The 24,068-nt window shown below is 64.4% G+C and carries 24 protein-coding genes, 1 pseudogene and 2 riboswitches; of the genes and pseudogenes, 8 read left to right on the forward strand and 17 right to left on the reverse strand.

The features are described 5' to 3' along the window. Positions 1 to 20: 20 nt before the first annotated feature. The 11 genes from LWW96_RS11415 to LWW96_RS11465 all read right to left on the reverse strand — a co-directional run bounded on the left by LWW96_RS11415 (position 21) and on the right by LWW96_RS11465 (position 8,051). On the reverse strand, positions 21 to 1,379 hold the full coding sequence (locus LWW96_RS11415) for an MFS transporter (RefSeq protein ID WP_291487049.1): 1,359 nt from the start codon (positions 1,377 to 1,379) through the stop codon (positions 21 to 23). Further along, the gene (locus LWW96_RS11420) at positions 1,369 to 2,655 is read right to left on the reverse strand and encodes an acyltransferase family protein (protein ID WP_291487051.1); all 1,287 of its coding nucleotides are present in this window, start codon (positions 2,653 to 2,655) and stop codon (positions 1,369 to 1,371) included. Before LWW96_RS11420 ends, LWW96_RS11415 begins: the two co-directional genes overlap by 11 nt. Positions 2,656 to 2,785: 130 nt before the next feature. Continuing rightward, on the reverse strand, positions 2,786 to 3,811 hold the full coding sequence (locus tag LWW96_RS11425; RefSeq protein WP_291487052.1) for a MerR family transcriptional regulator: 1,026 nt from the start codon (positions 3,809 to 3,811) through the stop codon (positions 2,786 to 2,788). 149 nt (positions 3,812 to 3,960) lie between these two features. After that, positions 3,961 to 4,365, reverse strand: a complete 405-nt coding sequence (locus LWW96_RS11430; RefSeq protein WP_291487053.1) for an FKBP-type peptidyl-prolyl cis-trans isomerase — start codon at positions 4,363 to 4,365, stop codon at positions 3,961 to 3,963. A gap of 392 nt (positions 4,366 to 4,757) precedes the next feature. Beyond that, the gene (locus tag LWW96_RS11435) at positions 4,758 to 5,195 is read right to left on the reverse strand and encodes a hypothetical protein (RefSeq protein ID WP_291487054.1); all 438 of its coding nucleotides are present in this window, start codon (positions 5,193 to 5,195) and stop codon (positions 4,758 to 4,760) included. 70 nt (positions 5,196 to 5,265) lie between these two features. Continuing rightward, positions 5,266 to 5,634 carry a hypothetical protein gene (locus tag LWW96_RS11440; RefSeq protein WP_291487055.1) on the reverse strand — a complete coding sequence of 123 codons (369 nt, stop codon included), beginning with the start codon at positions 5,632 to 5,634 and terminating at the stop codon, positions 5,266 to 5,268. Between the two features lie 70 nt (positions 5,635 to 5,704). After that, positions 5,705 to 5,917 carry a hypothetical protein gene (locus tag LWW96_RS11445; protein WP_291487056.1) on the reverse strand — a complete coding sequence of 71 codons (213 nt, stop codon included), beginning with the start codon at positions 5,915 to 5,917 and terminating at the stop codon, positions 5,705 to 5,707. 72 nt (positions 5,918 to 5,989) lie between these two features. Further along, positions 5,990 to 6,472, reverse strand: coding sequence for a hypothetical protein (locus tag LWW96_RS11450; protein WP_291487058.1), 483 nt, complete (start codon positions 6,470 to 6,472; stop codon positions 5,990 to 5,992). 459 nt (positions 6,473 to 6,931) lie between these two features. After that, complete coding sequence (locus LWW96_RS11455; RefSeq protein WP_291487060.1) at positions 6,932 to 7,216, reverse strand: DUF1010 domain-containing protein; 285 nt, start codon at positions 7,214 to 7,216, stop codon at positions 6,932 to 6,934. A 33-nt stretch (positions 7,217 to 7,249) separates the two neighbouring features. Then, entirely contained in the window at positions 7,250 to 7,534 is a 285-nt protein-coding gene (locus LWW96_RS11460) for a DUF1010 domain-containing protein (RefSeq protein WP_291487062.1), read from the reverse strand. Between the two features lie 88 nt (positions 7,535 to 7,622). Then, a complete protein-coding gene (locus LWW96_RS11465) occupies positions 7,623 to 8,051 on the reverse strand; it encodes a hypothetical protein (RefSeq protein ID WP_291487064.1) in 429 nt (142 codons plus the stop codon). Positions 8,052 to 8,257: 206 nt separating this feature from the next. Here LWW96_RS11465 and LWW96_RS11470 point away from each other — a divergent pair. Then, positions 8,258 to 9,204, forward strand: a pseudogene (locus tag LWW96_RS11470) (integron integrase). Positions 9,205 to 9,288: 84 nt separating this feature from the next. On the opposite strand, the gene gcvP reads toward LWW96_RS11470, so the two are convergent. From gcvP to LWW96_RS11500, 6 genes are all read right to left on the reverse strand, one after another. After that, positions 9,289 to 12,189: an aminomethyl-transferring glycine dehydrogenase gene (gene gcvP / locus LWW96_RS11475; protein WP_291487066.1), complete on the reverse strand. Its 2,901-nt coding sequence runs from the start codon at positions 12,187 to 12,189 to the stop codon at positions 9,289 to 9,291. Between the two features lie 143 nt (positions 12,190 to 12,332). Beyond that, a complete protein-coding gene (gcvH, locus tag LWW96_RS11480) occupies positions 12,333 to 12,707 on the reverse strand; it encodes a glycine cleavage system protein GcvH (protein ID WP_291487068.1) in 375 nt (124 codons plus the stop codon). A 98-nt stretch (positions 12,708 to 12,805) separates the two neighbouring features. Beyond that, positions 12,806 to 13,963 (reverse strand): glycine cleavage system aminomethyltransferase GcvT, encoded by a 1,158-nt coding sequence (gcvT, locus tag LWW96_RS11485; protein WP_291487070.1) that lies wholly within the window; start codon positions 13,961 to 13,963, stop codon positions 12,806 to 12,808. Between the two features lie 47 nt (positions 13,964 to 14,010). Beyond that, positions 14,011 to 14,136, reverse strand: a riboswitch (glycine riboswitch). 13 nt (positions 14,137 to 14,149) lie between these two features. Beyond that, a riboswitch (glycine riboswitch) is annotated at positions 14,150 to 14,257 on the reverse strand. 9 nt (positions 14,258 to 14,266) lie between these two features. Further along, positions 14,267 to 15,544, reverse strand: coding sequence for a TRAP transporter large permease (locus tag LWW96_RS11490; RefSeq protein WP_291487072.1), 1,278 nt, complete (start codon positions 15,542 to 15,544; stop codon positions 14,267 to 14,269). Continuing rightward, positions 15,541 to 16,035 (reverse strand): TRAP transporter small permease, encoded by a 495-nt coding sequence (locus LWW96_RS11495; protein ID WP_291487074.1) that lies wholly within the window; start codon positions 16,033 to 16,035, stop codon positions 15,541 to 15,543. Before LWW96_RS11495 ends, LWW96_RS11490 begins: the two co-directional genes overlap by 4 nt. A gap of 87 nt (positions 16,036 to 16,122) precedes the next feature. Continuing rightward, the gene (locus LWW96_RS11500; RefSeq protein ID WP_291487076.1) at positions 16,123 to 17,094 is read right to left on the reverse strand and encodes a TRAP transporter substrate-binding protein; all 972 of its coding nucleotides are present in this window, start codon (positions 17,092 to 17,094) and stop codon (positions 16,123 to 16,125) included. A gap of 402 nt (positions 17,095 to 17,496) precedes the next feature. On the opposite strand from LWW96_RS11500, the gene LWW96_RS11505 reads away from it, so the two are divergent. The 7 genes from LWW96_RS11505 to LWW96_RS11535 all read left to right on the forward strand — a co-directional run bounded on the left by LWW96_RS11505 (position 17,497) and on the right by LWW96_RS11535 (position 24,048). Beyond that, a complete protein-coding gene (locus LWW96_RS11505; protein ID WP_291487078.1) occupies positions 17,497 to 17,949 on the forward strand; it encodes an Lrp/AsnC family transcriptional regulator in 453 nt (150 codons plus the stop codon). Positions 17,950 to 18,065: 116 nt separating this feature from the next. Beyond that, a complete protein-coding gene (locus LWW96_RS11510) occupies positions 18,066 to 18,971 on the forward strand; it encodes a LysR family transcriptional regulator (protein ID WP_291487080.1) in 906 nt (301 codons plus the stop codon). A gap of 291 nt (positions 18,972 to 19,262) precedes the next feature. Next, the gene (locus tag LWW96_RS11515) at positions 19,263 to 20,090 is read left to right on the forward strand and encodes a putative hydro-lyase (RefSeq protein WP_291487082.1); all 828 of its coding nucleotides are present in this window, start codon (positions 19,263 to 19,265) and stop codon (positions 20,088 to 20,090) included. Between the two features lie 25 nt (positions 20,091 to 20,115). Further along, positions 20,116 to 21,081: a TRAP transporter substrate-binding protein gene (locus LWW96_RS11520; RefSeq protein WP_291487084.1), complete on the forward strand. Its 966-nt coding sequence runs from the start codon at positions 20,116 to 20,118 to the stop codon at positions 21,079 to 21,081. Positions 21,082 to 21,209: 128 nt separating this feature from the next. Next, positions 21,210 to 21,719 (forward strand): TRAP transporter small permease, encoded by a 510-nt coding sequence (locus tag LWW96_RS11525; RefSeq protein ID WP_291487086.1) that lies wholly within the window; start codon positions 21,210 to 21,212, stop codon positions 21,717 to 21,719. A gap of 21 nt (positions 21,720 to 21,740) precedes the next feature. Then, a complete protein-coding gene (locus LWW96_RS11530; protein ID WP_291487088.1) occupies positions 21,741 to 23,039 on the forward strand; it encodes a TRAP transporter large permease subunit in 1,299 nt (432 codons plus the stop codon). A 40-nt stretch (positions 23,040 to 23,079) separates the two neighbouring features. Then, positions 23,080 to 24,048, forward strand: coding sequence for a TRAP transporter substrate-binding protein (locus LWW96_RS11535; RefSeq protein ID WP_291487090.1), 969 nt, complete (start codon positions 23,080 to 23,082; stop codon positions 24,046 to 24,048). Positions 24,049 to 24,068: the final 20 nt, after the last annotated feature.

A 24,068-nucleotide genomic window follows, 5' to 3' on the forward strand; every position in this document is an offset into this window, starting at 1 on the left:
CATCTCGTTGGGGCCGTGCTTCAGCGCGCGGCGGGCGCGGCGTCCGTCATGCGGCGCATGGGCGTCAGCACGAAGGCTACCGCCGCCAGCACCACCAGCGTGCCGCCGCTGGCGGCAAACAGCTGGGTGAGGGTGACGCTCTTCATCACCCAGCCGGTCACGGCCGCCGAGATGGGCGCCAGGCCCATGAAGATGAACATGAACAGGCTCATCGCGCGGCCCAGCAGCGCCGGGGGCACGCGCTGCTGGATCCAGGTGAACACGCTCACCTGCATGAAGCCGCCCAAAAGGCCGATGACCAGCATCAGCGCCGCGCCTTGCCACACGGCGGTGATCAGCCCCAGGGGCATGAACAGTGCGCCGATGACGGCGTCGAACGCCAGGATGGTCATGCCCAGGCTGCCCAGGCGCAGCCGTGGCACCGCGCCGGACACGACCATGCCCAGCAGCGTGCCCGCGCCATGGGCGCCCACGATCGTGCCGAAGGCCGCGGCGCCCAGTTGCGGGTTGCTGCTGGCCAGCACGGGGATGGCGATGTGGATGGGCCCCATGATGAACAGGGCAATCGCGCTCCAGTACAGAAAGCAGGTGCGCAGCTCGCTGTCGCGCCAGAAGTGCCCCAGGCCGTGCGCCACCGCGGCCAGCACGGCCTGCGGTGCCGCGGCGGGCGCGGCTGCGGTGTCGACGCGGGTCTGCACCTTGGACAGCGTCCAGGCCGACACCGCAAAGCTCAGCGCATCCAGTGCAAAGGCCAGGCCGATGCCGGTGGCACTGGCGTGGGCCGTTGCGGTGGCGGCGCCTTTGGCGGCATCGCCCGCGCCAAACAGCGCAATCAGCAGCCCCGCCAGCAAGGGGCCGAGGAACATCGTCAGCTGCCGCAGGCCGAGGCTGATGCCGTTGGCCGCCTGCAGCTGCGGGCGCGCCACCACCGAAGGCATCATGGCCGTCCCCGCAGGGATGCTGAAGGCCGTGGCCAGGCCGATGCCCAGCGACAGCGCATAGACCATCCACAGCGTCAGCGTGCCTGCAAACACCAGCCCCGCCAGCGCGGCCAGCAGCACCAGGTTGACGTACTTGGTGATCATCAGCACCTGCTTGGGCGAATGGCGGTCCACCAGCGCGCCGCCAATCAGGATGAACAGCGCGCGCGGCACGCTGATGAGGGCCAGCACCGTGCCCAGCACCAGCGTGTCGCCGGTCATCTGCAGCACCAGCCAAGGCAGCGCGATCAGCGTGAACTGGTCACCCAGCATGGACATCACCGAGCCCGCGGTCATCCAGCGGAAGTTGCGGTCGCGGAGCAGCGCGGCGCGCGGGTCCCCGCCGGGCGGGGCGGCCGTGCCCTGCGGGGCGGGGCGGGAAAAGGTATCAGTGGGCATGAACAGGGTCTCCAAAAAGCGGTCGGGCGCGTTGGCGTCCGGTGAGCAGTGCGCCCACCGGCGTGAAGCGAACGCACAGGTGGTAGCTGGCCAGGCACAAGGCCGTGGTGACCAGCACGTTGAGGGCCATCTTGGCCAGCGCCGGCCAGGGCAGGCCGTACAGCAGCGCGCCCAGGCCCATGGTGATGGGCAAGTGCACCAGGTACACCCAGTACGAGCTGTCGGCCAGGTAGGCCATCCAGGCGCGGGGGCGGCCCAGGTGCCGCAGGAACAGCCCGATCAGCGCAAAGCTCCACAGCCAGGACGCGCCGTTGTAGGCCAGCGCCATCCAGAACTGCAGGTGCCAGGCATCCGGCACCGGGGCGGCCAGCAGGTCGGTGAACGCGCCGGTGATCAGCACCAGCGCCACCGTCGAAGCCTCGGGCTGCGCCTGCACTTCCGACAGGAACGCCGCTGCGGCGAAACATGCCATGCCCAGCGCCGCCAGCAGCAGCCAGTGCCGGGCGTACAGCGCCGTCAGCTCCTTGCGCAGTGCGTGCAGGCCCAGGCCGAAGCCGTAGAACAGCCCGTTGTGCAGCCACTCCGCCGCCGGCGGCAGAAACGAGCCGCCGGGCGTGACGATGCCGTGCGCGTACCCCGCGCCAATCCACGCCAGGGGCACGGTCAGCGCCAGCACGCCCAGCGGCGTGCTGCCCAGCCAGGCCATCATGGCCCGCAGCGTGCGCTGCACACTCGGCGGCAGTGCGCGCACCGCCGCCCAGGGCAGCGGCGTCAGCAGCGCCAGCCACAGCAGCATCCACAGGAACCACAGGTGCATGGTTTGCGGGCCCGGGTGGGACCCGCTGGGGCTTTGCGGCATCAGGCTGCGGTCGATTCCCCAGGTGTTGTAGGCCATGCGGTGCAGGAACAGCAGCCCCAGCACGGCGCTGGCCGCAAACAGCGGCGGCCAGAACACCGCAAACGGCAGGCCCAGGCGGCGCAGCCGGTTGCGCGCCATGCCGCCCAGGCCGTGGCGCTGCACCAGCGCGGTCACAAAGAAGCCGGCCAGGATGAAGAACACGGGCATGCGGAACGCATGGATCACGACCACCAGCAGGTCCGCCAGCGGGCTGGACTGGTCGTCGTGCCAGGGCAGGGGCGACGGCCGGGCCATGTAAATGACGGCAACATGCAGCACGATGCCCAGCCACATCATGGTGGCGCGCAGGTTGTCCAGGGCGTGCAGCCGCTGGGCCGGGGCCGCGGCCGGTTCAACAGGGAAGGGCTGTCTTTGCATGGGCGCCACTGTGGGCCCTCACGTTGCGTGAGGGTCAAGGGCCCGGCCGTATTTTTTGTTGCGCGGAGATGACGGCGCGCTGCGCCGCCTAAGAGCCTGTCCGCGACCCCCGCGAGATCGTGAACAGGCTCTAAGCCACGGCCGACGCCGGCGGGCGCGCGTGGGCCAGCGCTGCCTGCAGGTATGCGCGCACCGGCACGCTCAACGGCGATCCGGCCTGCAGCAACGGCTCGTTGGCGGAGGCCGCGAGCAGCTTCTGGCGCAGCGACGCGCTGTGGCACGCCAGCGTGTTGAACAGCGCGTCCCAGCGCAGCGCGGCCGCCGTGGCCTCGGGGTGGTGGTGCGGCAGTGCGCGGGCCATGAGCTGCTGCACCCGCTCTTCCAGCGCGGCCCACTCGCCGTGCGGCACATGGCCCAGCCTGCGCAGGTCCTCGCGGGTGAGGTACTTTTCCAGCAGCTCCATGCGCAGCTTGATGGCCGCCTCCACGTATTCGATCATGTCGCCGGGCGGCGCATGGTTGCGGCCGTGCGTGGAGGGCTCGGTGCGGAACATGTGGCCCCAGCGCTCCAGCAGGTCCATGTCGCCATTCATCCAGTGCAGCATGAGCGCCATCCAGCGGTAGGCCAGCGCCTGCACCTCGGGCGAATCGGGCGGCAGCTGCCGGTCCATGGCGCAGCGCACCTGGTCCTTCACCACCAGCCAGTCGGCCTCGATGCGGCTCCAGTTCTCAAAAATGCGCTTGAGTTCCGCCGAGGTGAAGTACTTGCCGTAGGTGGTCATCAGCGCCAGCGCCTCCAGCCAGTTGCCCATGTCGGGCTCCGCCCCGGCCATGAGCCCGTCGCGCAGCATCGACAGGCGTGCGCGCAGCTCCGTGGCCTGCCCGATCTGCTGGTCGAGTGCACGGATCTGCTGGTTGATGATGCGCTCGGGCGACACCCCTTCGCCCCCCAGCAGCTCGCCAATGTCGCTGAGCGCCAGACCCATCTGGCGCATCGTTTGAATCCCGTGCAGCCGCTGCACATCCGCCTGGCTGTACAGGCGGTAGCCCGCCTCCGACCGGCCCGACGGCGTAAGCAGGCCGATCTCGTCGTAGTGGTGCAGCGTGCGCACCGTGAGGCCGGTGCGCCGAGCCAGGTCACCGACCTTCAACAACACGAGAGACTCCCAAGCAGGAATTTTTGCTGATACGCAGCGATGCCACGGGCGCTGTGCACGCCCGGGCAGCCGAGCAAGGGCCGCCCCGCAGCGAGGGCTGCGTGCCCCTGAGGGGAAGGGGCCGCAGGCAACTCAGGGGGGCTTTCATTTCACTTGCGCACGGAGATCAGTTCGATCTCGAAATTGAGCGTGCTGTTGGGCGGAATCACCCCGCCCGCGCCGCGCTCGCCGTAGGCAATGGCCGGCGGGCAGGTCAGCTTGGCCTTGCCGCCGGGCTTCATGCGCTGCACGCCCTCGGTCCAGCAGGGAATCACGCGGTTGAGCGGAAACTCCGTGGGCTCGCCGCGCTTGTAAGAGCTGTCGAACTCCTTGCCGTCCAGGAACGTGCCCTTGTAGTGCACCTTCACGGTGTCCGTGGCCTTGGGCGATTCGCCGGTGCCGTCTTTCAGCGACTCATAGACCAGGCCGCTGGCGGTGGTGACCGGCTTGGCGGTCTGTGCCTGAGCAACCGAGGCAAGGGCTAGCGAGGCGAGCAGGGCGAGAAGAATGCGCATGGGAATCCGATGGGTTGGGTTGGTGAAAACAGGAAAGCCCCCGATGGTAGGGCCTTGCCGAGCGCTGCGTCGAGCAACGACTCTCGGGCGTCGCAATCAGGGCATTCCGTCTGACGTTCGCTGTGGGGTGGCCTTTTGAGCAGCTAACGTAGAAGTGAGCGGCCTGCGCGGCTTTTCGCGCAGGTCCGTTCGACTGCCGGATTGGGCGACTTGTAGCTCATGGCGCTTCTAGGGCTGGCAATACGTAACCCCGGTCGCCATGTTTCACAATCCACGGTTCAAAGCGCATCGACGACTGCTTTAGGAAAGTTGTCTCGGATCGAAGGCATATCTAAGGCGCTCAACGGTGGAGTTAAGCCGCACCGCGAAGCGGCGTCGGCTTGGACGAATTGTTAGGCCGCACGTGCCTTGACCACGAGAGGCTCGACACGCGGGGCCTGCCAGAGCTGAACAAGATAGCGTTCCTCGCCGAATAGGCAGTAACTGATACGGACCCGGTAAATACCGGGAGCCAAGGGGATGCGCGCTGCCTCTGGAAAGTATTCCGTCCAGCCTGCGACCACCAGCGGCCCATGTGCGATTGCTAGCGAACACTCATTGACCTGATCGTACGGCTCCCATGATTCTGCCGGCGCGCCCTCAAGCACCTCTACGGCAACAGGGATATTGCCGTTGCTGGCAGTGCCCACACCAACAATTCCCGGGGCGAGAGCGAGTAAGCGCTCTACGGCCTCGTCCGTCCATGCATCCGACAAGTCACCGCTCGCCAGCTCGTCCTGAAGGTAGAACTGATGGTAGTCAGCGAACAGCTCAAGATCGCGATGTTGCATGTGTGTGGCCTAACGTTTGACGTAACCGGCCTCGCGCGCTTTTTGCGCGAGGTCCGTGTTGACCGGGAGGTTAGGCGCGGCCATGGAACCACGCGCTCTGCTCGGACAACTGAACCTCCACTTGATACGCCTCTAGCCCAAGGTCGGGAAGCTCCACAGAGTAGTCTCGGACTAGGCAGGTAAATAGAGGGACCGTAGTTCCATCCGGTGCAATGACAGCGAAACGGAACCTTGAATTGCGTGCGTAAAACCTCCCAAGCATTTCTTCGTCAGGCGGCGCCTTCTCGAAGGTGGCCTCGGTGAATAGGCGAAAGTGCTTTCTAACCTTCTCGTAGTCTTCCGTTGGAAAGAATGCGCCGACGGCGACTCCCATTCCCGCATCAACTCCGCCAAGATCGGAAGTTCCAATCATCAGATCGCCGCAGTAGATCGAAAACATGAAGCCCTAACGAACCAAGCTAAGCGGCGGCGTAGCCGTCCGCTTGAGCGACGGGTTAGAACCCCCTGAACTAGTGGTTTTTGAGTAGATCACCGACCAGCCTCACCGCTTGTAGCGTCTCGGACGGGAAATAACTGTTGTCTCGCATGCGGCTATAAAGCTCTTGGATGTTTTTCTCAAATGCCGCTGCAAATTCTGGGTCTTTTTTCCCCAGTGTTTGTGCAAAACAAGCAGCTAAAACGGCGATTGTTTGGGTCGCCTGATCTGGGAGGGGGCTACTCATTAAATACTCCAGATAAAAATCTAACGGACGAAGTAAGCGGCTGGCCGCAGGCCAGTCCGCTTGAATGAATAGTTAGCTCATAAAGTCAGTTAAGAAATTTCTGAACTCTGAGCCTAAAAACTCAGGTGTTGAGGGCTTAGCTATTGGTCTGCTGTTGGTGAAAAGTGGAAAACGATCTGATGCAGGAACTCTCACAAAATAAGGGACTTCTTTGTCACTCTTGGTCCAGAGAGTGAAGCTGCCATATTCAGAGTTCTTGGAATATAACTCTGAAAATGAATCAAAGCCTAAAACATTCGAGGCGTTGTACTTTCCAGAAATTATGTCATAAAGCAGCAAATCGTTTATTTTAAGAATTTCTTTCGTTAGGTTAAGTTGGTTTAATAATTCGCTGCCCAAAATCTGATTTGAAGGCATTGGAGAGAAGCCGCACGTCATAGCGCCAGACATCAAGCCTGATGGTCCAATGCGTCGAGCACCAAATATAATTTTTTGGCTTCTTGCGGAATAGTAACCATCTAGACATGGATCTGCATGGTCGTAAATAATTTCCATATGCCTTCTCAACATTTTTATTTTGACGGGCTTACCGTCGATCACGGCTAACGTAGAAGTAACCGGCACCGAAGCGCAAGCGAAGGGAACCCAAATGCGCAGCATTTGGGTGTCCGGTTGACTGCCAGGTTATGCCTCACTGCCAGGAATTCCACGTAGCGCTTCTCGGGCGGACATAACGACGCCTGGAGCTCTAAAGGATGCCATCTCGAGGAGGACTTCCCTTTCCAGTGGATGCGTTCCCTCGCCAAGTATGTAAGCCAAGTGCTCCTGTCGTGGTTCCGGCCACGATCTCCATTGGCTTTTGATCTGGCACATAACCAACTGCGGGTCTGCATCAATGATGGAACGCGCCTCGATACACCCGACATCAGACCAATAGTCCGCATCGGGAAGATCCAGAAGTTCCGCCAGACGCTCAATCATTGACTTGGTTCGCTGACGCATAACGCCCTGAGTTCAGCCGCCGCCGTAGGCGGTCGGCTGCGACGAACAGTTAGACCCGAAGGCCAAAAGGGGGCGCCACGACTTGAAGACGTGCGCGGCCCAGGAAAAAGCGCTGTGCCACGGAAGCGTCGCAGCGCTGCAAGAATGATAGCTGGTAGCGCTTTCTGCACAAGCGCTGGAGGCCAAAAAGGCTTGAAACTTGCAACGCGTATGCAGGCGAAGCCCGGCGCAGCGCCAAGACCCCCAAGGAGAAACCTTTGAGAAAGGCAAAGCGCTGGAATAAAGGCTGGCCTGCATAAAGCGGAATATGAAGGGACTAACGAACTGAGTTCAGCCGCCGCCATAGGCGGTCGGCTGCGACGAACAGTTAGACCCGAAGGCAAAAAGGGGGCGCCCAGCCCTGAAGACGTGCGCGGCCCACGAAAAAGCGCTGCGCCACGGCAGCGACGCAGCGCTGCAAGAATGATAGCTGGTGGCGCTTGCTGCACAAGCGCTGGAGGCCAAAAAGGCTTGAAATTTGCGCGGCGAACGCAGGCGAAGCCCCGCACTGCGCCAAAACCCCCAAGGAGAAACCTGTGAGAAAGGCGAAGCGCTGGAATAAAGGCTGGCCTGCATAAAGCGGAATATGAAGGGACTAACGAACTGAGTTCAGCCGCCGCCGTGGGCGGTCGGCTGCGACGAAATGTTAGGGATAGACAAAAGGTTAACGCCCACAACCGCAAGCGCCACAATTGCAGATAATCCAACCACACCGAGAGCACTCGAGAAATCCAAGACTATCAATGTTTAGTTTGCATGACCAGCAATGTGTGAACCGCGCAACTCCAGTTGGTTCGCGTTTATTAATCCCGGTAGATGATAGTCCATATTTTTGAAGATGCGCTTTATGCTTGAGTTCTAGCTCAATGTTTTCTTTCTCAACCAGTTCCTTTTCTGCTTCTTGAACAAAATCAATAGGTAGGTCGTCGAAAACCTTGCTGCGCATGATTTCACGATTGCAGTCAACCCATCTTTGCTGGTCGTAAAACCAAACGTCAATACGATCGCTGCTGGAGGTTGGTTTCTTGACAAGAATTGCTCCTTTGGATACATGGCGACCAAGCCAGTAGCGATTTTTTAGAATCCAGGGCAATTTGTTTCCCTAACTAGAAATAGACGACAAGCATGGTAGTCCGATCAGTCCGCTAAGACAACTATAGCGCCGGCTACCCCATACAAACCCTGATCCTCGGAAAATTAGGCAAACCTAAAATTTTGCGGATGACAGAGCGTCTCGCTCCACCCCCGCAGCCCGGCAACGACCCCGCCGAGCCGCGCCCGCCCAGGTTGCTGGAGCGCATGCGCATTCACCTGCGCACGCGGCACTACAGCATTCGCACGGAAGAGGCTTATATCGACTGGGCACGGCGTTTTATTCTCTTTCATGGCAAGCGCCACCCGCAGGATATGGGGGCGGCCGAGGTGGAAGCGTTTTTGAGCCATTTGGCGGTTGATCGGCAGGTTTCTGCTTCCACACAAAATCAGGTCAAGGCGGCGCTGCTGTATTTGTACAAGCAGGTGTTGGCGATGGACCTGCCCTGGCTCAATGAGGTGGTGCAGGCCAAAACACCCAAGCGCCTGCCGGTGGTGCTGACCCCTACCGAGGTGCGCGAGCTGTTGCTGCACATGGATGGCACCACGGGCTGATTGGGCAGTTGCTCTATGGCACGGGCATGCGCCTGCTGGAGGCGCTGCGCCTGCGCGTGAAGGATGTGGAGTTTGCCCGCCGCGAGATCATCGTGCGCGAGGGCAAGGGCAATAAAGACCGGGTGACGGTGCTGCCCGAGAATTTGATCGCCCCGCTACAAGCGCAATTGCAAAAGGCCCGCGCCTTGCACGAAAAGGATTTGGCCGCTGGGTTGGGCAGGTGTATTTGCCGCACGCGCTGGCGGCCAAGTATCCCAACGCGGATGCAAGCTGGGCTTGGCAATGGGTGTTTCCGTCGCCGGTGCGCTCCATGGATCCGCGCCCCGATGCGCACACGGGAGAGCTGCTAGAACGCCGCCACCATGTGTACCCCGAGTCGGTGCAGCGTGCCGTTCGCGAGGCGGCGCACGCAAATCAACAAGCCCGTGTCGCCGCATGTGCTGCGCCATTCGTTTGCCACGCATTTGCTGCAGGCCGGCTACGACATCCGCACGGTGCAAGAGCTCCTGGGGCATGCCGATGTGAGCACGACCATGATTTACACGCACGTGCTTAACAAAGGCGGGCGCGGCATCTTGAGCCCGCTCGACGCCTTGTAAAAAACACAAAGGCCCGTCACCGGGCCTTTGTTTGTTTGTTCGTCGTCCGCGGGCAGCACCGTCATGGCGCTGCGTCGGCACGCTCTATGCGTAGTCGCTCACCGGGATGCAGCTGCAGTTGAGGTTGCGGTCGCCCCACACGTTGTCCACGCGGCCCACGGGCGACCAGTACTTGTTGCTGCGCAGGGCGGCCACGGGGTAGGCGGCGGCTTCGCGGGTGTAGGGGCGGTTCCATTCGCCGGCCAGCAGCGCCTCGGCGGTGTGCGGGGCGTTCTTGAGGGGGTTGTTGTCTTGCGGCAGATTGCCCGCTTCGATCTGGCGGACTTCCTCGCGGATGGCGATCATTGCGTCGATGAAGCGGTCCAGCTCGAAGAGGGTTTCGCTTTCGGTGGGCTCCACCATCAGCGTGTTGGGCACGGGGAAGCTCAGCGTGGGGGCGTGGAAGCCGTAGTCGATGAGGCGCTTGGCGACATCTTCGGCCATCACGCCGCTGGTTTCCTTCAGGCCGCGCAGGTCCAGGATGCACTCGTGCGCCACGTGGCCGTTTTCGCTGGCGTAGAGCGTGGGGTAGTGGTCCTTCAGGCGGGCGCTGATGTAGTTGGCGCTCAGGATGGCGGTTTCGGTGGCGGCCTGCAGGCCCTCGGCGCCCATCATGCGGATGTACATCCAGCTGATGGGCAGCACGGCGGCGTTGCCCAGCGGCGCGGCGCTGACGGGGCCGACCTTGCCGACGGCCGGGGCCTGCGGCTGGTCGCCCTGGCCGGGCAGGCCGGGCAGGAAGGGCACCAGGTCGGCCACCACGCACACGGGGCCCACGCCGGGGCCGCCGCCGCCGTGGGGGATGCAGAAGGTCTTGTGCAGGTTCAGGTGGCTCACGTCGCCGCCGAACTCGCCGGGGGCGGCCACGCCCACCAGGGCGTTCATGTTGGCGCCATCCACGTACACGCGGCCGCCGTGGCTGTGCACCAGGGCGCACAGTTCCTTCACGCTGGTCTCGAACACGCCGTGCGTGCTGGGGTAGGTGATCATCACGCAGGCGAGGTGGGCGCTGTGCTGCTCGCACTTGGCCTTCAGGTCGGCCAGGTCCACGTTGCCGCTGGCGTCACAGGCCGTCACCACCACCTGCATGCCGGCCATCTGGGCGCTGGCAGGGTTGGTGCCGTGGGCGCTGCTGGGGATGAGGCAGATGTTGCGGTGGCTTTCGCCGCGCGCGGCGTGGTAGCCCTTGATGGCCAGGAGGCCCGCGTATTCGCCTTGGCTGCCGGCGTTGGGCTGCAGGCTGATGCCGGCGTAGCCCGTGGCCTGGCACAGCCAGGCGCGCAGTTGCTCGTCCAGCGCTTGGTAGCCTTGCAGCTGGTCGGCGGGGGCAAACGGGTGCACGTTGGCAAACTCGGGCCAGGTGATGGGGATCATCTCGCTGGTGGCGTTGAGCTTCATGGTGCAGCTGCCCAGCGGGATCATGCTGCGGTCCAGCGCCAGGTCCTTGTCGGACAGCGCGCGGAGGTAGCGCAGCATGCCGGTTTCGCTGTGGTGGGTGTTGAACACCGGGTGCGTCAGGTATTGGCTGGTGCGGCGCAGCGCGGCAGGGATCAGTGGCTCCACGCCGCGTTCAAATGCGTCGAAGGTGGGCAGCGTCTGGCCGTCCTTGGCGAAGACCTTCCACAGCAGCTCGACATCGGCGCGCGTGGTGGTCTCGTCCAGCGAAAGGCACAGGTACTCTTCAAAGTAGATGCGCAGGTTGGCGCCCATCTGCACTGCGCGGGCAGCGATGGTTTTGGTAGCGGCGCCGGTGTGCAGGCTCAGCGTGTCGAATGTGGCGTGTTCGCGCACGGGGGCGCCCAGCTGCTTGAGGCCTTGGGCCAGGATGGCGGTGTAGCTGGCCACGCGTTGTGCAATGCGCTTAAGGCCCTCGGGGCCGTGGTACACGGCGTACATGCTGGCCACCACGGCGGGCAGCACCTGGGCGGTGCAGATGTTGGAAGTGGCCTTCTCGCGGCGGATGTGCTGCTCGCGCGTTTGCAGCGCCAGGCGGTAGGCGGGCTTGCCGTGCACGTCCACGCTCACGCCCACCAGGCGGCCGGGCATGCTGCGCTTGAACTCGTCGCGGCAGGCCATGTACGCGGCGTGCGGGCCGCCCGCGCCCATGGGCATGCCAAAGCGCTGGGTGGTGCCGACCACGATGTCGGCGCCAAATTCGCCGGGTGGCGTGATCAGCGTCAGGGCCAGCAGGTCGGCGGCCACGATGAAGGCGGCTTGCTGGGCGTGGGCCTTTTCCACGTCGGCGCGCAGGTCGTCAATGCGGCCGCTGGTGGCGGGGTACTGGGCCAGCACGGCAAAGTAGTCGCCGGCCAGCAGGGTGTTCCATTCTTCGGCCGAGTTGGCCAGCTTCACCTCAATGCCCAGCGGTTGGGCGCGTGTCTGGATGACTTCGATGGTTTGCGGATGCGCGTCGCCCGCCACCACGAACACGTTGCTCTTGCTCTTGACGGAGCGCTTGGCCAGCGTCATCGCCTCGGCGGCGGCGGTGGCTTCGTCGAGCATGGACGCATTGGCAATCGGCATGCCCGTCAGGTCGCACACCATGGTCTGGAAGTTGACCAGCGCTTCCATGCGGCCTTGCGAAATCTCGGCCTGGTAGGGCGTGTAGGCGGTGTACCAGGCGGGGTTCTCCAGGATGTTGCGCAGGATGACGCCGGGCGTGTGCGTGCCGTAGTAGCCCTGGCCGATGAAGCTCTTGAGCAGCTTGTTCTTGCCCGCGATGGCCTTCAGTTCGGCCAGCGCCGCCGCCTCGGTGGTGGCCGGGGGCAAGTCCATGGCCCGGCTGCGCGCGATGGAGCGCGGCACGATGGAGTCGATGAGCGCACGGCGCGAGGCCTCGCCGATCACGGACAGCATGTGGGCTTCATCCGCCGCGTCGATGCCGATGTGGCGGGGCAAAAACTCGGCGGCGTTTTCCAGCGCGGAGAGGGGCAGGGCGGCGGTCATGGTGGGGCGGTGGTCTGCTATGAAAAAGGGAGCTGCTCGCGCTTGTTTTTAGCCAACCTCAGATCGATTTTGGTCTGAGATCGGCGTGGATCAAGCGCAAGCAGCTATGGTTTTTGAAGCGCTGTGTGCGGCAAGCCCGGCGTTCAGGCGTTGGCGGCAAAGGCCGTGTAGGTGGTCTCGTCCATCAGCTCGGCCAGTTGGCCGGCGTCGGACAGCTTGACCTTGAAGAACCAGCCGGCGCCCAGCGGGTCGCTGTTGGCCAGGGACGGGTCGGCGCGCAGGGCTTCGTTCACCTCGACGATCTCGCCGGCGACGGGCATGTACACGTCGGCAGCGGCCTTCACGGACTCGACCACGCCGGCCACTTCGCCCTGGGCAAAGGTCTTGCCGACTTCAGGCAGGTCCACGAACACCACGTCGCCCAGCGCGTCCTGCGCATGCACGGTGATGCCGACCACGGCAGCGGCGGCGTCAGCGGCGTTGATCCACTCGTGTTCTTTGGAAAATTTGACGGTCATGGGAAAGCTCCTCAGGCAAAGGGGTAGATAAGGGAACCAGCAATGTAGCGGGCGAACGGGGCGTCTGTGGTGGCGGCTGCGCGCCGCCACCCGCGAAATCAGCCGCGGTAGTAATTGGCGGGGACGAAAGGCATGGCCCGCACCTCCATCGGCACGGCCTTGCCGCGCACGATGGCGTTGACGCGGGTGCCGATGGTGGCGTGGGCTGCGTCCACGTAGCCCATGGCCACGGGCTCGTTCACCGTGGGGCCCAGCAGGCCGCTGGTGACCTCGCCAATCTTCTGGCCGTCGGTGCCTTGCAGTGCGGTGTGCTCGCGCACGGGCACGCGTTCCAGCGCGACCAGGCCCACGCGCTTGCGCTGCAGGCTGGCGGGGTTGTCGATCTGCGCCAGCACCTTGTCGGCGCCAGGAAAGCCGCCTGCGCGCGCACCGCCGGTGCGGCGCACCTTCTGGATGGCCCAGTTCAGCGCGGCCTCGGGCGGGGTGGTGGTGGTGTCGATGTCGTTGCCGTACAGGCACAGGCCGGCTTCCAGGCGCAGCGAGTTGCGCGCGCCCAGGCCGATGGGCTTGACCTCGGGCTGGGCCAGCAGGGCGCGGGCCAGCGTCTCGGCCTGGGCGGCGGGCACGGAGATTTCAAAGCCGTCTTCGCCCGTGTAGCCGCTGCGGGTCACGAAGCAGTCGCAGCCCGCAATGCTGAACGCGCCGCCGGTCATGAACACCAGCTTTTCCACACCGGGTGCGAGGCGGGCGAGGGCGGTGACGGCCTGCGGCCCTTGCAGCGCCAGCAGGGCGTGGTCGGGCAGGGGCACCACCTTGCAGCGCTGGCCGATGCGGGCCTGGATGTGGGCGATGTCGCCCACCTTGCAGGCGCCATTGACGATGACGAACAGGGTGGGCTCGCCGTCCACCACGCCCTGGTTGAAGAACATCAGGTCGTCGATGATGGTGCCTTCGTCCGTCAGCAGCAGGCCGTAGCGCTGCTTGCCCACGGGCAGGTCGATCACGTCCACGGGCATCAGCGTCTCGAAGGCCGCCGCCGCATCGGCGCCGATGAGCTTGAGCTGGCCCATGTGCGACACGTCGAACAGGCCCGCGGCCGTGCGCGTGTGCACATGCTCGGCCATCAGGCCGGCGGGGTACTGCACGGGCATGGAGTAGCCGGCAAACGGCACCATGCGGGCGCCCAGCTCAATGTGCAGGGCGTTCAGGGGCGTGGTGAGCAGGGGGGCGGATGCGGAAGCGGGCGTGGCGGTCAAGGCGGAACTCCGGGGCAAATGGTGGCCGCGACCCCATGGATCGCGGGATTTGCCCTGCTGTCCGCTTTACCTGAGAGATTCACCGCGGCGCCCTGGCTGGCCGCGCGGCTTGCTCCTTCGGTGGATGGCCCATCGCGCGATGCGGCAAGCCATCTCTCTCCAGCAAGGGAACGCCCGCATCGCTGCGGGCGGTTGCCAGTCCTTTTGCCTGAGCGTTCGGCAGCTGCCTGCGCCTTCGGCGGTGCCGCGCTGCCTTCGTGGTGAAGGTGGGGCACTCTCTCCTGACGGCCGCGATTGTAATGCCTACTTTGCGTACACCCAATCGCGCAGCGCCAGCGAAATCGAGGGCACGTAGGTGATGACGAGCAGGCACACCAGGATCACGCCCACAAAGGGCAGCAGGTGCTTGACGATGCGGTCCAGCGAGATCTTGGCCACCGTGCAGGCCGCAAACAGGTTCACGCCGAAGGGCGGGGTGATCATGCCCAGCGCCAGGTTCACCACCATGATGAGGCCGAAGTGCACAGGGTCCACGCCAAAGTGCATTGCCACCGGGGCCAGGATGGGGGCCAGCACGATGATGGCGGCGCTGGTCTCGATGAACATGCCGATGAAGAACAGCGCGGCATTCACGCCCAGCAGGAACATCGCGGGCGACTGCAGCACGCCTTCGAGCCAATGGCCGATGGCGTCGGGCACGCCGGCGCGGGTGATGAGAAAGGCAAACAACCCGGCATTGGCGATGATGAACATGATCACCGCGGACGAAAGCGCCGACTTGCGCAGGATGGCGTACAGATCCCGCAGCTTGATCTCGCGGTAAATGAGCACGCCGACCACCAGTGCATAGAACACCGCCACCGCCGACGCTTCGGTGGGCGTGAACACGCCGCCGTAGATGCCGCCCAGAATGATGACCGGCATCAGCAGTGCCCAGCCCGCCTGCAAGGTGGCGCGGCCCAGGGGCATGCGCCCGTCGCCGTCGTTTTTGCCCCAGCCCTTGATCTTGCAATACACCCACACAAAGCCCATCAGCGCCACGCTGATGAGGAGGCCGGGGCCGAAGCCTGCGATGAACAGCTCGCCAATCGACACCTCGGCGCTCACGCCGTAGAGGATCATGGGAATGGAGGGCGGAATGACCACGCCCAGCTCGGCGCTGGTGGCCTGCAACGCCGCCGCGTAGCTGGTGGGGTAGCCATGCTTGATGAGCGCCGGGATCAGGATGGCGCCGATGGCGAACGTGGTGGCCACTGACGAGCCCGAGACCGCCGCAAAGATCATGCAGGTGAGCACGCAGGTCATGGGCAGGCCGCCTTGCACGCCGCCCACGATGCTCTTGGCAAACTCCACCAGCCGGCGCGAGATGCCGCCGGTTTCCATCAGGTTGCCCGCCAGGATGAAGAACGGAATGGCCGCCAGCGGGAACTTGTTGATCGAGGCGAACATTTCCTTCACCGAGATCAGCATGTTGGCGTTGGACACCTGGATGCCCACGACCGATGCGAGCCCGATGGACACCGCGACGGAGACGGTGAGTGCAAAGCACAGCACCATGGTGACGAGCATGGTGGGTGTCATTGCGCGGTCTCCAGTTCCTGGCGCTGCGGGTCGAGCCAGTTGCCCACGATGCCGATGGCGCTGAACAGGCCGCCCACCGGCATGGCCACATAGGCCCAGAACATCGAGACCGATTCCAGCCCCGCCATCGACTGCACGCCGCCGCGCTGGGCATAGTCCCAGCCAAACCACACGATGACCGCAATGAGCGCCAGGGCGGCCAGGCTCACGACGGCATCCAGCACGCGCCGCAGGGCCGGCGGGCTCCAGCGGTAGAGCACGTCCACGCTCACCATCGCGCCCTGGCGAAAGGCCGCGGGAATAGCGAGGAACACCATCCAGATCAGGCTGAAGCGGATCAGCACCTCCGTCCACTCGGCCGGCTGCTCCAGCACGAAACGCATGACGATCTGGAACATGCCCAGCAGCGATGCCAGGGCCAGCATCAGGCAGGCACCTGCCATGGCGGCGCCGGTGCTCCACCGTTCCCATTGAAGAAAGATTTTTTTCATGAATGAAAAAGCCCGTTTGCGCGCGGCAAACGGGCGTTGAAAGCTAGGACCAGGAGCAACGGGTGCGTCCGCCGCACGCGTTGCGGGTTACTTCACGGCCCGGATCTTGTCCAGCGCAGCCTTGCCGAACTGCTTTTCAAACTCGGCATTCACGGGCGCCAGCGCTTCCACGAACTTGGCCTTGTCCAGGTTGTCGATCACGGTCATGCCCTTGGCGCGCAGGTCGGCCACGCCCTTGGCATCGTCTTCATCCACACGGGCGCGGTTGGCCTTGGCGCCTTCTTTCGCAGCGTCCAGGAAGGCTTGCTTGTCGGCGGCCGACAGCTTGTCGAAAGCGGCCTTGTTCATCAAGAAGATGCAGGGCGAATACACATGGCCGGTGAGCGACAGGTGCTTTTGCACCTGGTCGAACTTGGCCGAAATGATGACCGACAGCGGGTTTTCCTGGCCGTCCACCGTGCCTTGCTGCAGCGCCGTGAACACTTCCGGGAAGGCCATGGGCGTGGTGATGATGCCAAAGCCCTTGTAGGCGGCGATGTGCACGGGGTTCTCCATGGTGCGCATCTTCAGGCCCTTCAGGTCGCCGGGCTCCTTCACGTCACGCTTGCTGTTGGTCATGTGGCGGAAGCCGTTTTCCGCCCAGGCCAGCGCCTTGAAGCCCTTGGCGTCGAATTTGGACAGCAGGTCTTGCCCGATGGGGCCGTCCAGCACGGCGCGGGCGTGCGCCTTGTCGCGGAACAGGAAGGGCACGTCCAGGATCTTCGTTTCGGGCACAAAGTTGGGCACAGGGCCGCTGGAGCTGAATGCCAGCTCCTGCGTGCCCAGTTGCACGGCTTCGATGGACTCGCGCTCGCCGCCCAGGGCGCCGTTGTAGAAGGTCTGCACCTTGTAGCGGCCGCCCGTGCGCTTTTCGACTTCCTTGGCAAACGTGTCGATGGCCACGCCCTGGTGGGAGTTCTGGGCCGTCGAGATGCTGATGCGCATGGTGGTCTGCGCAGCCGCGGAGGCCACAAAGCCGAGCGCAAGGCCCAGGCCGACGACGAGTTTGGTCAATTGCATGCTGTCTCCTGTTGGAATAGTGGGCGGGGGCCGGCAGATCGTGCGGCACACCCCGCAGGGGCGGCCCCCGGCCTCGCACAAATTATGGCGGTGCAGCATCAGACCAGGCATCCGGGTTTGTGCTGGTAAGCGTGCTTATCAAATGCCGTGCGCGGAGCCTCGGCACAGCCGCTGCGCGGCGGTGGGCGCGGCGGCTTTTCTGTGCCTCGGGCACACATGCCAACGGCCCCGTGCTGGCGGTAACCAGCCGGGGCCTTGCCATTTCGTGCACTCCGGTAAGAGCGCCTTGATGGAAGAAAGTATGCGCTGCGCAGTGAAGATGAATCTTCTGAATTTGATGGGTTTTGTGCTTTTTGCAGAATAATTTTCTGCTGAGAGCGAATTTTGTGAATAATTGGCCTGATGGACCGATTGGACAGGAAAATTCTGGCTGTGCTGCAGGCCAACGCCCGCGCCAGCCTGCAAGAGATCGGGCAGGCCGTGGGCCTGAGCCCGTCGCCTTGCTGGGGCCGCATCAAGAAGATGGAAGAGGCCGGCGTCATCCAGGGCTACACGGTGCGCATCAACCCGCAGGCGCTGGATTTGGCCGACACGGTGCTGGTGCAGGTTACGCTGGACAGCCACTCCGACAACACGCTGGAAAAGTTTGGCGAGACGCTGGCCAGCATCCCCGAGGTGATCGAAGCGCACCTGGTGTCGGGCGACTACGACTACCTGCTGCGCATCGTCGTCAAGGACACGCGCGACTACGAGCGGCTGCTGCGCGAGAAGCTCTACAAGATCAAGGGCATCCGCCACAGCCGCTCCAGCTTTGTGCTGCGCACGCTGAAGAAGGCGGACCTGCCGCTGGGTTGATATTGATTTGAATGAAAATGGCCTCCGGCGCTTGTTGAGCAAGCGCAAGCAGCTACTGAAACGATAGCAAATTCCAGCGAGCCCGCGACCGCCGGCCGCCCTGCGGAACCCCCACCATGAACCTGCGTTTTGTCGAAGCCTTTTATTGGGTGGCCTCCCTCAAGAGCGTGACTCGCGCCGCCGAGAAGCTGTTCCTCACGCAGTCGGCCATGTCCAGCCGCATCGCAGCGCTGGAGGAGGAACTGGGCGTGCTGCTGCTGGACCGGCGCGACAAGCACTTCAAGCTCACCGTGGCCGGCACGCGCTTTTTGACCTACGCCCGGCGCATGCTGGAGCTGCAGCGCCAGCTCAAGGCTGAGATGGGCTCGGGCGCGCCGCTGGAGGTGTCCTTCCGCCTGGGGGCCATTGAATCGGTACTGCACTCGTGGCTAATTCCGTGGGTGGAGCAGTTGCGCAAGGACAACCCGCTCCTGGAGCTGGAGCTGACGGTGGAGCCCACCCCGGTGCTGCTCGACCAGGTCCGCCGCGGCACGTTGGACGCTGTGTTCGCCGCGCTGCCCGCGTCGGCCGACGGCATCCGCAGCCAGGCCCTGGCGCCCATGGAGATGGTGTTCGTCGGCAACAGCAAGCTGCACCGCAAGCGCAAGTACACGCTGCAGGACTTTGCGGACACCGACATCCTCACCTTCCAGCGCGGCTCGCAGCCGCACGTGTACCTGCTGGACACGCTGCGCCATGGGCAGGTGGAGCCACGCTGCGTACACACCATCTCCTCCATCTCGGCCATGGTGCAGCTGGTGCAGGGCGGCTTTGGCGTGGCCACGCTGCCGCGCCTTGCGGTGCAGCGCATGCTGGCTTTTCCGGACCTGCGCGTGCTGGCCTGCGACGCCGCGTTGCGGCCCCTGCCCATCCACGTGAGCTACCGCGAAGACCCATCCTCCCCCGCGATGGAAGCCGTCGTGCGGTCGGCGCTCGCATTCATCGACGCACCTTCTCCTGCTGCCGTACGCAAGCGCGGCTGACCCCACCTTAAGCCGAATAACCCCCTTGCCGCGTGCACGCCGGGCGCAGCCGGGCCGCGCCGCGCTGCCGTGGCGTTCGCGTGCATGCCGCGGGCTCAGGGTTATCCCTGAAACTGCGCCAGCGTGGTGCATAGGGTTAACCCTCGGCACCAAGATGGCTCGCGATTCACCAATGGAGAGCATCGAAAAAATCGATGAGCTAAGAGAAATTTTTTGAATTTGCCAGGCCGGTTACACCCCCACACAATCCGCCCAACGTCATGCAATTGACATTTCTCAATGCAAGGAAAAATGGTGGATTCAGCAGTTCAACCCGCAGTGGAAGTGTTCGGCGCACAGGGGCTTCATGACCCTGCGCAGGTGCGCCGCGTGATCCGGCAAGGGGGCTGGGCATCGCACACCAGCGGCCTGGCGCATGGCCGGGTGCAAGGCAACCTGGTGATCCTGCCCGAGGTGTTGGCCGGCGACTTCCTGCGCTTTTGCCAGCGCAACCCCAAGCCGTGCCCCGTGCTGGCCGTGAGCGAGCCCGGACAGACGGCGCTGCCCTCGCTGGGCGAGGACATCGACATCCGCACCGATGTGCCGCAGTACCGCGTGTGGCGCCACGGCGAGCTGGCGCAGGAAGTGGGCGACATCACGGACCTGTGGCGGCCCGACCTGGTGACCTTTGTGCTGGGGTGCTCGTTCTCTTTCGAGGCGGCGCTGCAGGAGGCCGGCATCAGCCTGCGCCACATCAACGAAGGCAAGAACGTGGCCATGTACCGCACCAACATCGCCACCGAGGCGGCCGGCCCGTTTGGCGGCGCCATGGTGGTGTCCATGCGGCCCATGCCCGCGGCCGACGTGATTCGCGCCGTGCAGGTCACCTCGCGCTTTCCCAATGTCCACGGCGCGCCCGTGCACATCGGTGATCCGGCCCTCATCGGCATTGCCGACATTGCCAAGCCGGACTACGGCGATGCCGTGGCGCTGATGCCGGACGAGATTCCCGTTTTCTGGGCCTGTGGCGTCACGCCCCAGTCCGCCATCCTGAACGCGCAGCCGGCGTTTTGCATCACCCACGCGCCGGGCTGCATGTTGATCACCGACCTTCTCAACCACCACCTTGCCAGCTTCTAAGCGGCAACCCTCCAGGAGTCTCCCGATGAAAAAAATCGCACTGTGCATGACGGCCGCCCTCGGCATGGGCCTTGCCCAGGCCCAGGTCAAGTGGGACCTGCCCACCGGCTACGGCGCCAACAGCTTCCAGACGCAGAACGTGCAGCAGTTTGCCGACGAGGTGGACAAGCTCACCGGCGGCAAGCTCAAGATCACGCTGCACCCCGGCGGCTCGCTCTACAAGGCCAACGAGATCAAGCGCGCCGTGCAGACGGGGCAGGTGCCCTCGGCCGAGTTCATCCTCTCGGGCGCGTCCAACGAGAACCCGCTCTTCGGGGTGGATTCCATTCCCTTCCTGGCGACGAGCTATGCCGACTCCAAACGCCTGTACCTGGCCGCCAAGCCCGCGCAAGAGAAGCTGCTGGCCTCGCAGGGCATCAAGGTGCTGTTCAGCGTGCCCTGGCCCGGCCAGTCGCTGTACTCGCTCAAGCCAGTGAACACGCCCGCGGACTTTGCCGGCACCAAGATGCGCGCCTACAACCCGGCCACCACGCGCATCGCACAGCTGCTCAAGGCCCAGCCGGTCACGATCCAGCTGTCAGAGCTGGGCCAGGCGCTGGCAACCAACACGGTGCAGAACTTCCTCACCTCCAGCGCCAGCGGCGTGGAGTCCAAGCTGTACGAACAGGTCAAGTACTTCTACCCGGTCAGCGCCTGGCTGCCACGCAATGCCACCGTGGTGAACCAGAAGGCGTTTGATGCGCTGGACAAGCCTTTGCAAGAGGCCGTGCTCAAGGCCGCGGCGGCGGCCGAGGCGCGGGGCTGGGCCACCAGCGAGCGGGTGGACAAGGAATTCGTGAAGGAATTGGCCGCGAAGGGCATGGCCGTGGCCGAACCCAGCGACAGCATCAAGAAGGAGCTGGCCAGCATTGGCGATGCGATGACGGCCGACTGGGTCAAGTCCGCAGGCGCCGAAGGCCAGGCCATCATCGACGCCTACCGCAAGAAGTAAGCCCGCCCGCACCGGCCCCCGCGCGCGGCGGGGTCCGGGCCGTCAGTCCCAGGCACGCGTTGCCTGCCCTTCGCCGCGCTGCCGTTTTCCAACCCCTCACTTTTTTCAAGCGTTACCGGGAGTACGCCATGGACAAACTCGTCCGCAATTTCTACAGGCTGCTGATGCTGCTGTCCGGCCTGTCCATGCTGGCTGCGTTCGCGGCCGTCACGCTGGGCGTTTTTGCCCGCGAGGTCATCCACCTGAACATTGATGGGCTGGATGCCTATGCCGGCTATGCCATTGCCGCGGCGCTGTTCTTCGCCTTGCCCGGCACGCTGCAAAACGGCGACCACATCCGCGTGACGCTGGTGCTGGACCGCCTGCCCGCGCGCCTGCGCTCGGCCTTCGAGTGGTTCTGCCTGGCCGCCGCGCTGGTGCTCACCATCTACATCGCCTGCTACGCCGTGCGCTCGGTGTGGATCTCTTACGCCACGCACGACATCTCGCCCGCGGCAGACGCGTCGCCGCTGTGGATTCCGCAGATCAGCATGGCCCTGGGCTGCATCGGCTTTGCGCTGTCGTTTGCCCATGCGCTGGTACTGCGGGTGCAGGGCGTGGCCTTTATGGCCGTGTCCGAATCGGCCCGTTCCGAATAACGCCCGCAAGGAGAAAACAACATGGACATTCTCATTGCTTTCGGCCTGATCGTGGCGCTGTTCGCGGTGCTCGGCTCAGGCCTGTGGATCGGCCTGTCGCTGTTGGCCGTGGCGCTGGTGGGCATGGAGTTCTTCACCAGCCGCCCGGTGGGCGACAGCATGATGCTGACCATCTGGGGCTCCACCTCCAGCTGGACGCTCACGGCGCTGCCGCTGTTTCTGTGGATGGGCGAAATCCTGTTCCGCAGCAAGCTGTCGAGCAGCATGTTCAAGGGCCTGGCCCCGTGGCTGGAGCGCCTGCCGGGCCGCCTGCTGCACGTGAACGTGGTGGGCTGCACCATCTTTGCCGCCATCTCCGGCTCGTCGGCCGCCACCTGCGCCACCATTGGCAAGATCACGCTGCCCGAGCTGAAGGAGCGCGGCTACCCCGAGGACATCTCCGTGGGCACGCTGGCCGGGGCGGGCACGCTGGGCCTGCTGATTCCGCCCTCGATCATCATGATCGTGTACGGCGTGGCCGCCAACGTGTCCATCTCCAAGCTGTTCCTGGCCGGCGTGATCCCCGGCCTGCTGCTGGCCGCGCTGTTCATGGGCTACATCATCGTGTGGGCCCTGTTCAACAAGGACAAGGTGCCCGCACCGGACGCCCGCCTGAGCTTTGCGCAAAAGCTCTATGCCTCGCGCCACCTGATCCCCGTGGTCTCGCTCATCGTCCTCGTGCTGGGTGCCATCTACAGCGGCATCGCCACGGCCACCGAAGCGGCGGCGCTGGGCGTGGGCGGCTCCCTCATCCTCGCCAAGATCGAGGGTTCGCTGGACTGGGCGCGCTTCAAGGAAGGCTTGTTCGCCGCCTGCCGCGTGTACTGCATGATCGGCCTCATCCTGGCGGGCGCCGCCTTCCTCACGCTGGCCATGGGCTTCATCGGCCTGCCGCGCCACCTGGCCGAATTCATCGGCTCGCTGCACCTGTCGCCGTTTGCGCTGATGCTGCTGCTCATCGTGTTCTTCATCCTGCTGGGCTGCTTTCTGGACGGCATCTCCATGGTGGTGCTGACCATTGCCGTGTTGTTGCCCACGGTGGAGGCAGCGGGCTTTGACCTGGTGTGGTTCGGCATCTTCATCGTGCTGGTGGTGGAGATGGCGCAGATCACCCCGCCCGTGGGCTTCAACCTGTTCGTGCTGCAGGGCATGACACGGCGCGAAGTCACGTGGATCGCCCGCACGGCGCTGCCCCTGTTCGTGCTCATGATTGCCGCGGTCGTCGTGACGTACTTCGCGCCCGATGTCGTGCTCTGGCTGCCCCGCCAGATGCAGGGTTGACCGGCTGCAACCACCACACCGACATCCCAGGAGTTCCGCCATGAAAGCCCTTGTGTTGCTGCTGGCCATGCTGGCCGCGGCCCCGGCGCTGCACGCCCAGACCCAGTGGAAGCTGGCCACGGGCTACCGCGCAGAGTCGTTCCACACCCGCAACGTCGTGCAGTTTGCGCAAGAGGTGGAACGCGCCACCGCCGGGGCGCTGCGCATCAAGGTGCACGCCAGCAACACGCTGTTCAAGCTGGGCGATATCCCGCAGGCCGTGCAGGACGCCAAGGCCGAGGCGGGCGAGACCATCATGACCAGCCTGGTGCCGGGCATGCCCATTGCCGGCGCCGATGCCGTGCCCTTCGTGGTGCGCAGCTATGCCGACGCGCGCCGCCTGTGGGAGCTGCAGCGCCCGCTGATCGAAGAGCACTTTGCGCAGCGGGGCCTGAAGGCCCTGTATGCCGTGCCCTGGCCGCCGCAGGGCCTGTTCTCGGTGGCGCCGGTCAAGTCGGCCGCCGACTTCAAGGGCACGCGCATGCGCACCTACAACCCCGCCACGGTGCGCATTGCCGAGCTGCTGGGCGCCACCCCGGTGGACGTGCCCATGGTGGAGGTCAACCAGGCGCTGGCGGCGGGCAAGCTCGACTCCATGATCACCTCGGCCCTCACGGGCGTGGAAAACCAGGTCTGGGGCCAGATCAAGCAGTACTACGGCATCAATGCCTGGTTTCCCAAGAACATCGTATTCGTGAACCAGAAGGCGTTTGATGCCCTGCCGCCGCCAGCGCGACGGGCCGTGACGCAGGCCGCCGCCGAGGCCGAGTCCCGTGGCTGGGCCCTGAGCGAAGCCGTCGCGCAGGAATCGGTGAGCGAGCTGCAGCGCAAAGGCATCCAGGTGGGCCGTGCGCCCGCCGAGCTGGACGCCGAGCTCAAGCGCCTGGGCGAGCGCTTCTCGCGGGAATGGGTGCAGTCCGTGGGGAACGAGGCCAACAAGATCTTCATTCCGTACTACTTCCAGCGCTGAGCGCGCGGCCGGCCGGTCCG

It is taken from the genome of Acidovorax sp. (genome assembly GCF_021287135.1).
In the GTDB taxonomy this organism is placed as follows: domain Bacteria; phylum Pseudomonadota; class Gammaproteobacteria; order Burkholderiales; family Burkholderiaceae_C; genus Acidovorax.